This is a genomic window from Ruegeria sp. E1, assembly GCF_056534225.1.
Genome location: NZ_JBQFPE010000010.1, coordinates 180,057 through 190,444, shown reverse-complemented (window position 1 = coordinate 190,444; position 10,388 = coordinate 180,057). Strand labels below are relative to the sequence as shown.

Genomic DNA, 10,388 nt, shown 5'->3' with positions numbered 1-10,388 from the left:
CTAGGATTCAAGGCGTTCGCTTCAGCTGCGGCAACCCTCGACGGAATCGAAGTGGCACACATGATCCGCAAAGGTCAAATCACGCCCGGAGTCTGTCCGTTTCGGCAATTTGCAGAGCTGGCCGCTTAACCCCCGGCACAATGCTATCGCTGTCGCCAGTCAAAATTTCGCAACAGATCCTTCACGGGCCTCGGTGCGTGAGTTGAAGAGCGTTTAATTCTGCCAGTCGGATATCAATGGGTCTTGATCCCAAGGCAACAGTCCCTTCTGATCCACATTAAATAGCTTGGCAACTCAACAAGGAGATATTATCTTCTCAAGATCACTCAGACGGATAGTGGCTAATCCCAATCAAAAAACCACGCTAAAGACAATGCCCCAGAGCCCTTATCTAAATTTACCGAGGCGTGCCTACTGGCGAACCGCGGTTTCCAAAGCGGCGAGCCATCAATTTGGTGATTTTTACCACCCGAAATTTACAATTTCCAAAGAAATGGGAATAATGACAGCTGGTAGCTGCTTTGCACAACATATAGGTCGTGTGTTACGCGAGACCGGCTTCAATGTTATTGATACGGAACGATTGCCTGAATATGTTTCGGAAGATAATGCCAAATTGCGCGGCTATCGTCTATATTCAGCGAGATATGGAAATATATATACGTCGCGCCAATTGATTCAGCTGATGCGGGAGACATTTGACGGTTATAAACCAACCGAAGACGTCTGGAAAAAAGATACGAAATATTTCGATGCACAACGACCTGGCATTGAGCCCCAAGGCTTTTCCAGTCCCGAGGAGGTGCGAGCGCTTCGTGCGGAACACCTAAAAAAAGTTCGCGAGGCTGTTGAGAAATGCGATTTGGCCGTATTTACGTTCGGACTTACCGAAGCTTGGGTCTATGCGAGTACTGGTGATGTCTACCCAACCGCGCCGGGAACAATCGCTGGTAGCTTCGATTCCGAAGTTTATCAGTTTCACAACTATTCAGTTACAGAAATTTATCAGGATTTTATTGAGTTTCGCGATCGGCTAAGAAAAATAAACCCCAAAGTGAAATTCCTAGTTTCCGTGTCACCAGTTCCGCTTACAGCGACTGCCAGCGGGCAACATGTGCAAGTTGCGAGCTGCTATTCGAAATCGGTATTAAGGGCTGTTTGCGGGATGATTTACGAAGAATTTGAAGATGTTGATTACTATCCATCCTATGAATTGATCACCAGTTCGGGGTTCGATGGGGAATACTATGCATCGAATAAACGAAGCGTTTCAGATGTTGGCGTGCAGATTGCCATGAGAACATTCTTAACAGCACATGGGCATTCAGTCGTGGAAGAAACCGGCCACACTTTACCTCATATTGTTAGCAACGATGTTGATGATTCAGATGACCTTGTTTGCGAAGAGGCGATGCTAGACAGTTTTGCAGACAAAAAATGAAGATTTGTATTGTAGGAACCTCGCACGCGTTCCAAATGCTGAAAGCGGTGCGCGCATTACCGGAATATGTTCCGACTGTCGAAATCGATGGATTTGTTCTTCGCGAGCGACATTTTGCAAAGCTGGCGTTGGATAGCGCTGGCATTTTTTCCATAGATCAAATTGCCGCTACATTGGATCCTAAGACATTGAGACGAGTGTCTAGGTTGTTGAGAAAGCACAATGGAAAAACTAAAATTGATCTCAATCAATATAACGAAATCATTGTAGTTGGATATGATGTTGGTCAATTCGCGATAAAACAAACGTTGGCAAATTATGATATCTTGGGATGCCAAAAACGGGATCGCCCAAATATTATGTCGAAAGAAACATATTCAGTTTGTTGCGCCGATTTGGCCAAATCGGTGCTACCACCAGATTGGTGGCACAATGTGAAAGGAAACGTCCATATTCTTCCAGCCCCGCATCCTATTGAAACTTTTTTGGAAAGTTCCAATTCAAAGATAGGCGTTTATGGCCAACTTAATGCTAACACTGATGGATTGAAAAGGCATTGGGAGACGTATATGTCGGCTTTGGGATCAGCATTGGCGGAAAATGGGTTTAATTTGATATTACAGCCAGACCAATTCGTAACAGATGGATTATTGACCAAGTTTGAGCACTCGCGGCAATTTGAGCTAGAGGCAGAGGGACTAAGCGGTGCTGCCAACTACGATTATGCACATCTAGGAACATGCGCAAATATCAACTGGTTTCAAATTTGTCTAAATCAAATGAATGGAAAATAGCGGTATCTTCAGTTTGACGATACCTACAGGCTTGAAGGTTTCTTCCGAAAATTCCTATTGGACTAGCTTGAGCTCCAATTACATTGATTTACAGCCGGAATAGAACGGTAGCCGCGAGCGCGATGGCTGAGAGGAAGGCCTTTGGCATCTGTCATAGGGGTGGCCACACCTCATCGATCCTCTAGGCGTCCAAACATAGTCTCGATCCTGTTGCGGCGTTTGCAGCAGCGCTTGTCGAATCTCGCAGGCTTGTCGCGTGATTTTCGGCCTGGGATACAGAGCCCGCTGGAGATACGGGTGTCAGCCATCAAACGTCGGATCAGGCCCATGATAGATTCAAAGTCTTTCGATTCACCGGGATCTGCCCTAGCTGGAATTGGACTGGTCAACGTGATCACAAAAGGTCAGCTCACACCCGGACACTGTCCGTATCAGCGGTTTGTTCAACTGTTAGGACAATCGACCCGACTGCGTTTACTTCTCGTCCTTCAGGAGAACTTGCGACAAATCAGTAAACTGCGCTCTAATGCTGCGTGGTACCTTGTTTTTCTACTGTAAACGACCAGTCACCGTTGGGGTCTCGGTCCACAACGTGATCCGGAACCACATCTGGCCCCAACAAAAAAACGTTCGCGCCAAAGTGGTTATGCAAGAGAGAGAGCCGCTCCAACCGATGACTTGTCAATACCGAAAAAAACTGTTCGTAGTCGGGTCGTGCCTTCAACTCTTCGATCTTAGCTCGATGGCGCGTCACAGAATGGTCATGTGCCGCAGCAATTTCCGGGTCACTTAGAAGCACATTCAGTTCCGCGCGCATCTTAGGTACCATCCGAGCTATAGAGTGATCAGCCTCTGCATTATTGTTCATACGAAACCAATATGCGAGCCCCTGATCACGATCCACATGGTTCACCCGGCCCCGATCCCTTTTTACCAGAAAGCTTTCAGCCGAGCGCACTGCATAATGATTGAGTTGCACCAGATCATAACCAAAAGTTCTTGTGGTAGACCGCCAACCACTACGGTACATCTCGCGCGGCAGAGGCTGGCCCGACCCATTCACCCAGTTGACACTTTCCCAAAGCTGAGAATTTAGCCCCTTTGGCCGATGCACCCCCAACTTCTTGAAGAGACCAACATTTCGATAGAGTGTCTTGAACCCCCATGCTTGATGCGGCTTAGGTGTAAACTCTCGTGCGCATCGATGGAATTGTTCGATAATTGGGGTGTCCGCAAAAAGATGCACGTTGTCATTGCCGAACAAGCGCCATGTCATTGCAATCATGTTTGCGTGCGGTAATCGATCAAACAACGCTTCCAACGTCCCATCGCCGCATTTGACATTGATAAATTCATCCACATCAAAGCAGGCCACCCACGCTGCATCCTTCACGACCGCTTCATTTTGAGCAGAACGCAGCGCCGCCTGCTGAGGCTTCAACCCCAAATCGCGAAAAGGGTTTTCGCGATGATGAACAAACCCCTTGCGCTCTAATAGCTGTAGCATGGTGTCCGTGCCATCGGTGCAATCGTTTGTGTAAACAAGCACGTCGTCAAACCCAATAGCTCGATGGTATGCCAACCATTCAAGTATAAAGGGTCCTTCGTTTTTCATTGTGGTTACAACGACCCGCCTTCCCTTCCGATGGTCTACAGGCGCAAGCGATATCTTTGGAACCCGTTGTGGTTCAGTCCTCCAATAATCTTTTGACTGCCGAACCAATAGCGTGTCTTCAATCAAAGAGGTCTTGGGCACGATCTTTGAAACAGAGGCGACAGGGTGGCGCAAAGCGGCAAAGCGGTAGAACTCACCTGAATTAGTCTGATCTGGACTTACATTTCCAACACGAACAAGTCGCCAAACCGCGCGATTGGAAGCCTGTTCAGGCGCCATACACCATCGCCTACTAGCGTGGAAACTGTCAAACTGTACGCATATATGATCACTAAAATGCGGACGGGATACATCGCGCAAGCGCCAAGGATAGCAACGGCGCCCGGCCAATGGCACCAAACCGCTTGGCGTTTCCACGGCGAGATCAAAAATGGACTTGTCGCGACGCGTTATAAGATCACACACGTCGATGTTTGCTACGGCGCGCGCCGCTGAAAGCCCACGCAGTCGCATCATTTCATACAATGAAAGTACACCCAAAGGGCTTTGCCATTGGTTAGGTTGAGGTACTCTCATTCGGTCCTTACCAGGAGCGTCCGGTGCGCAAAATGGATGCCGCTCAGAAGGTAGCCCTACCCGTCCAAGAGGCACGTCACTTGCGAGCACTTCAACGGCACAGGTTAAGCCGCGATCTCTCATGCCCGACTGTAAATTCTTTGCAAAGACTTCATCTTTTTTTGGCTTCGCCCTGTCGAAGATCATTGCTGCGCTCATCCCATGTTGATCAACGTGATAAGTCAACCAATCCAGAACAATTTCAGCGGATTCTCCATTGCGCACCGCAGCAAGCGCATTGCGCCCCTCAAACATAGAGGAAATAGGAGCTGCAGCTTCTATGGTATATTCCTGACCCTCAACTGAAAAAACCAAAGGAGTTTTGTCCATCAAGCGAAAACGTATCACGGACAGGCCAGCAAGGGTTCTGGATGTGTGGGTCTTTGCGCCTTCTGGCGGATGCAACTGTTCAGGTCGAACTTCACGATCAAAAAATAGGCTTAAATACCGCTCATTGTCTTCAATCGTTTCAATTGCATCGAGCAGTTTGAATACCCCAAAATCACGACTTCTTAGTCGATCCCGCCTAAATTTAACCATAAGGATAGCTCCTTATACGAAGGCCCAAATTCTCAGCGATCAAGTTCCCCGCGCGCTCATGTTTGAGACTTTCGCAATTTGGTAGATTTTTGGGCAATTTCACGATTGCGAAGACCCGACTCTTTCGCCTGCAACATTCTGGCGAGGCTGGGATCCACGTCGTTTCGCTCAATACCAACAATACGTGTCAGCAATTCAAGACCCTCGAGTGTGTCCATAATCTGATGCCCGCGCTTTTTGTGCCATTGCAGTCCTTTATTCGTTAGTCGTCGGAGCTCATCGTCAGCATGCAACTCATCAAGAGTTTTCTTTAGAGCAGGAAGGTGACGCTGAATCGAGGTTTCTTTCACAGTATTGAAATTGCGATCCGCCCAATAGCCCAAGTCGATTTTTTTGTGCGATCTATTTGGTAAACCACGATCCGACTTCACCAGATAGGCAAAAGCAGATTTGACTGAATAGTGGTTAAGACAGACAAGATCCATTCCAGTTAGCGGTCCAAATGTTGCTAGACCCCGTTCTTGAAAATATTCAGGCAAAGGTTGACCGGAACCATTGACCCATCGGATGGTGTGTTTTCGACTTTGTTTCGGGTTCTTAGGACGGTGTACTCCCAGTTTTTGATACGCTCCGTTGTTACGAAAAAGAGTCTTAAATTGGCTCGCCTCCCAAGGCGAATAACATGGAAATGGCGCTGCGCGCGTGAATTCCTCCAAAACGGGCGCTGCTGAATACTCGACCTTGTTGTTATTGCCAAAGAGTCGCCAAGTCAGCGCGTAGGCATCAGCATCTGGCGCTGCGGTGAACAGATCATCGAGATGTCCTTCACCCGCCTTTATATTCACAAACTCATCGACGTCAGAAAACAACACCCATTCTGCAGCCTTGGTAAGCTCATGTCTTCCAGCCAAATCCAAGGCAGTCCATTGCACGCCCTTTTTGGAGTAGGATTGATTCCGCTCATGTGTGAGCCAGCCACGAGCTTCAAGCGCATCCAGTAGGTCATCTGTTCCATCTTCGCAGTCATTTGAGTAAACTAGGAAGTTGTCGAAACCAATAAGTCGATGATAGGCGATCCACTCCAAAACAAAAGGCGCTTCATTTTTCATCGCGGTTATTAGAAGACGCATCACCTAAGACCCTGTCCAGATCTGCTGCCAAGAGTTTCTTCCGCTCGATCAACGAAAACAGTTCGTCGAACGCTCTCTTGCAAAGATACCGGGTGTTATCACTTTTTCTGCCCGTTGTTTTCTTTGTATTGTAGTCACAACGTACCAACGCGGCAACCGATCGTTTTTGACTGGTCGCGGAACTGAACCATTGCTTTGACGAGCAATTTCTAAGTTTGCCACCCGTATCGCAATAAGTTTCTGAGCGCCCAGGTATGTGATCGAGCGCGAATCTCTGTCAGGCCTCGGTGAGTGACAATTCCACAAGTCGCGGGCCGGGATGGTGATCAGCGGACCGCTGGTCCACTATCTCGTTCCAGAACCTAAAAGTTCTTTGAGGAACTTCATCAAGAACTGGCCAGAGACTTTCAGCTTTCCACCCGGCGTACGATCAAATCGCGTGTGGTACAGTTGCTATTTCAACGAATAGGAACCCTCAAACAAAAAACTGAAACGTCGCTTTTGCCTGGCCCAGTTCACATGAAAGAGCGGATCTGGAACACGCCAGCCGGTGCCATAGCTCTGCTCTAACAAAGCTTCTTCGTTTTGTGGGAACATAAGAGCGGATTCCTTCATTCCCTTTAGCGGAATGATCTCATGCGCATCCATTTCGTCAAGCGAGTAGGGGTAGACGCTGAATTTCCCGTTCTCCAACCAAGCGGGAAAAACTTCCATCGTTACGTTCGGGGACTTAATCCTGAATACTGCAGAATTCAGTTCGGCCTCTCCTGCTGCCAGCAAATCCAGTTCCAAAAGCTTTTTCTTATATGAAAGCCATGCGTCGAAAACGCTGCTCTTTGTTTGTTCACCTAGTATAACAGCCAGGTCTATATCGTCGTCATGTTCAATGAACTTGCCGTCTCTGACGGTTCCCAGCAATGCTCCAGCATAAAGCATGATCGGGTATTTGAGCGGTTCAAGATGCTTTACCCCCGAGTGCATTTCATGCGCCAATGAATCGTTGTCATAAGATCCAAAGGTTCGGCAATAACCATGCGGTGTCAGAAATTCAGGTGCTAGAATATCTTTGATGGTTTGCTCCAACTCAGCAAATCTGTCGGACTTTCCAGTCTTTTCATAACGCTTGGACAATTTAGACAGCATACCATGCGTGCGACGAGGTCGCACTCGTGCCATACAGCGCACCAGTATGACCGCTTCAAACCATTCATTTTCCCATGCGCGATCATGACACGCCTTCAACGCACCCAACGTTCGGACGGGCCTTGCAATTTTTCCCTCTGCACGAGCGGTTTGCCAAATCTGGCTATGAAGTGCCCTGAAACGGCTTTCCTTTTCATCCATTCGATCGGTCATTTTTCTCGCCTGTAAACACCTCGGGCTACGATTGCATCCTCAGTTTTGAATTTTGCGAACCCGTTTCCCTCAACACCGTAGACTTTCTCGAAGCCATGATTGGCAAGAGCGTGATCAACATCGCTGCTGGCTTGATACCGCCTGAAATGCGGCAGCGCTTCTTTCTCCAGAGCGGCATCCTCCCAAGTTCGATATTCGAACGCAACGATATCACCTTCCCGCAATGTCTGTGAAAGCATTTCGAACAATGCAGCCTGTTCTTCAGCGGTGATGGCGTGCAGGAAAAACCTGGCATAAACACAGACCGGAACAGCGGACCGGTGGAGCAAAGCTTCGGCCAAAGTCTCGCTTCCGCTATGCGCACAGATGAATTCGAGATTGTCCACATTGTGCTGCGCGGCATAGTCAGTTGCGAAGGAAATCGCCGCCTCCGACGCATCAATGCCGAGAGTTGTGAAACCGATAGATGCGAAGAACAACGAGTCACGGCCGTTTCCGCAACCTATGTCGAATAGGGTTGCGTTATCCGGGAGTTCCTGGCTCATGAAAGCTGCAAACTGAGACGGAGGCATGAAGTGGCCCCCGCGCTTGCGCTCTGCATAAAATGTGCTCCAGAAGGCTTCCCTGCTCACCTTGATATCGGTCAATATTTGTACTCTCTTGTGCGGGCTGTGCAATTCGGGCTGCGATCTACTACGGGTGGTGTAAGCGATGCGCTTGTTCGTCTTCCAGCATTGTTTCGATGATAGAGGCGCGAAGCGTGCTAAACGCCGGTATCTGCTTCAACTCAGCAACTTTGGCGTGGTGCCAGTCAATTGAAGCAAGCACGAGTTCTGCAAGCTGTTTGTCTTGCATCATCTGTCGTATGCCAGCCATCGTAGGTTCAATCCAACGTTGAATGGTCCAGTCGGCTCTACCCGGCTTGTTCATTTTCTTCCAATAGTCCAACCCCATGCTCTGCCTGAAATGGTTCACCCGTCCGCGATCCGACTTAACCAGATAGCTGTCGACAGAGCGTACCGCATAGTGGTTAACTTGTGCCCCACCATAACCAAAGTTCTGCCGAGGTCGCGTCGGGCTATCTGCCTCTACCGCTACACCTTCGGGCGTCACCCATTTTATGCCATTCATGTTGTCATCTTCGAAGATAGGCCCATGCGTCCCAAAGCGTGTGATGTGTGCATTCTGGCGATATATTGATTTGACGAACCTCCGCGGCTCGCCGCCTTCGTCCAGATCAAACTGCGCTTCGGTGTATTCCGCCATAACAAGCTTGTCGCGGAACCTGGTCCGTCCATTCGCCGAAAATAGCTTCCAGGTTGCAGAAATGACATCGGCATCAGCATTCGCATCCAGCAAATCGTTAAGCGTTCCGTCTCCGTGCTTGATGTTCAGGAACTCATCGACATCCGACACCATAATCCAGTCGGCCTGCGCGACCGCGGGATGATCCTTTGCATATTTCAATGCGCTTTTCTGGGGCCCCCGCCGCAACACCTTGTTGCGCTCATGGTGCAGAATTCCAAGTTCCTGCATCCGATCCAGAATCAGCTCCGTCCCGTCGCTGCAATCGTTGGTATAGATCAGAAACGTATCAAAGCCGATTGCCCGATGATAGGCGACCCATTCCAGAATATAAGGCCCTTCATTTTTCATCGCAGAGATGATGATCGAGCGTCGTCCCGTCGCCAGACTCTTTCGTCGCGGAGTTTGGACGATAGGCGAAGGTTCCGCTGTCGACGGTTCCGGCATCATAGCCCTGACGGATGCGTCTATCCGAGGATTGTCGCCAAAAACCCGCGCCATCGTTCCAACCAGGCGTTTATCAACTTCAAGCAGATCAAGATTAAAGCCTTCTCGATCATAATCCCAGTTGTTCGAGATTCTGCGAAAATGCCAGAAACCAAAATCCGGATCGCAGGGATCCTTGCGAGAGATAATGCGATGCGTCAACCACGCACGATCCTTTAGCGGGCCTTGGGGCGCGACGCACCATTTTCTGCTCACCTTGGGGCGACCATCCCTCCGGATGGCATAGTGGTCATTATGACAGACAAGTTGGCCATCGGCAGGACGATCTGCATAGGCCCATTGGCCGTTGACCCGTGTATAGCCCTGTTCAGATGCGACGGTGGCATCAAAGATGCTCTGGCCTGATTTGGAATAGACCAACTCATCAATATCGACATTCAAAACCGCCCTGGCCTCACCCAAAAGACGACGGCGGCCCAATTCGACCATTGTCATATGAAGAAACTTCGAATTGAAGTTGGTATTCTTGCTGCCGCCCGGACCAAAAGGAAACCACGCCCGAACCAGGCCAAAAGCCGAGATTCCGTCAACCTCGGCGACCGCAGTTTTCAATTCGTCCATTGAGTAGGCGGTAGAGTGATTGTCATAAAGAACCAGCGCGTTGGCATCGTGTTCTTTGACGTAGTATCGCAACCAATCCTGAATCCAGCTCAGGTGATTGTCTTTCGAAATCGCATATATAGCGTTTTTCCCGGCAAAAACATCCTTGTGCTGGGCATTCACCCGCAGTGTGCCAGAAAACAACGGATGACTAATCTGTAACTCTACTGGTGTTTCAGTTGGAGCATCAAGAATGATCAGCGACCCCCGAGAGATTTCTGCAACTTTGGAGATCTCGATCTTTTGGCCGTCAGCCCACCAACTGATATCCTTGAGAAGGTCTTTGAAGTTCAGAAGTTTAGGGCATATCAGAACAATTTTCCCTAGATCGGTATCGAAGTAGCAATCGTAGATAAATGTCCGAAAATCATACCGCGCATCATAATTGGGATCACGTTCTTCAGCGACACCAAGCCGCTCTCTTGTAAGCGCCGGATCATCTCGTTCAAAGATCAAAGACGATAGTTCAAGATCAAGCACCTTGG

7 protein-coding genes and 2 pseudogenes are annotated in these 10,388 nt (G+C 49.0%); 3 read left to right on the top strand and 6 right to left on the bottom strand.

The window, feature by feature from the left end:
* The 3 genes and pseudogenes from ACR0FG_RS14370 to ACR0FG_RS14360 all read left to right on the top strand — a co-directional run.
* Window positions 1-129 (top strand): annotated as a pseudogene (locus tag ACR0FG_RS14370) (IS6 family transposase); the annotation flags it as partial.
* 208 nt (window positions 130-337) lie between these two features.
* Complete coding sequence (locus ACR0FG_RS14365) at window positions 338-1,441, top strand: GSCFA domain-containing protein (protein ID WP_480893672.1); 1,104 nt, start codon at window positions 338-340, stop codon at window positions 1,439-1,441.
* A 35-nt stretch (window positions 1,442-1,476) separates the two neighbouring features.
* Window positions 1,477-2,235, top strand: a complete 759-nt coding sequence (locus tag ACR0FG_RS14360; protein ID WP_480893671.1) for a hypothetical protein — start codon at window positions 1,477-1,479, stop codon at window positions 2,233-2,235.
* An 88-nt stretch (window positions 2,236-2,323) separates the two neighbouring features.
* Here the strand turns inward: ACR0FG_RS14360 and ACR0FG_RS14355 are convergent.
* From ACR0FG_RS14355 to ACR0FG_RS14330, 6 genes and pseudogenes are all read right to left on the bottom strand, one after another.
* A pseudogene (locus ACR0FG_RS14355) lies at window positions 2,324-2,513 on the bottom strand (IS5/IS1182 family transposase); the annotation flags it as partial.
* A 245-nt stretch (window positions 2,514-2,758) separates the two neighbouring features.
* Window positions 2,759-5,005, bottom strand: a complete 2,247-nt coding sequence (locus tag ACR0FG_RS14350) for a glycosyltransferase family 2 protein (RefSeq protein WP_480893669.1) — start codon at window positions 5,003-5,005, stop codon at window positions 2,759-2,761.
* Window positions 5,006-5,061: 56 nt separating this feature from the next.
* Window positions 5,062-6,135, bottom strand: a complete 1,074-nt coding sequence (locus tag ACR0FG_RS14345) for a glycosyltransferase family 2 protein (protein ID WP_480893668.1) — start codon at window positions 6,133-6,135, stop codon at window positions 5,062-5,064.
* Between the two features lie 453 nt (window positions 6,136-6,588).
* Window positions 6,589-7,491, bottom strand: coding sequence for a hypothetical protein (locus ACR0FG_RS14340; protein WP_480893667.1), 903 nt, complete (start codon window positions 7,489-7,491; stop codon window positions 6,589-6,591).
* The gene (locus ACR0FG_RS14335) at window positions 7,488-8,138 is read right to left on the bottom strand and encodes a class I SAM-dependent methyltransferase (RefSeq protein ID WP_480893666.1); all 651 of its coding nucleotides are present in this window, start codon (window positions 8,136-8,138) and stop codon (window positions 7,488-7,490) included. The genes ACR0FG_RS14340 and ACR0FG_RS14335 overlap by 4 nt, the downstream gene beginning before the upstream one ends.
* Window positions 8,139-8,184: 46 nt before the next feature.
* Complete coding sequence (locus ACR0FG_RS14330) at window positions 8,185-10,383, bottom strand: glycosyltransferase family 2 protein (RefSeq protein ID WP_480893674.1); 2,199 nt, start codon at window positions 10,381-10,383, stop codon at window positions 8,185-8,187.
* Window positions 10,384-10,388 lie beyond the last annotated feature (5 nt).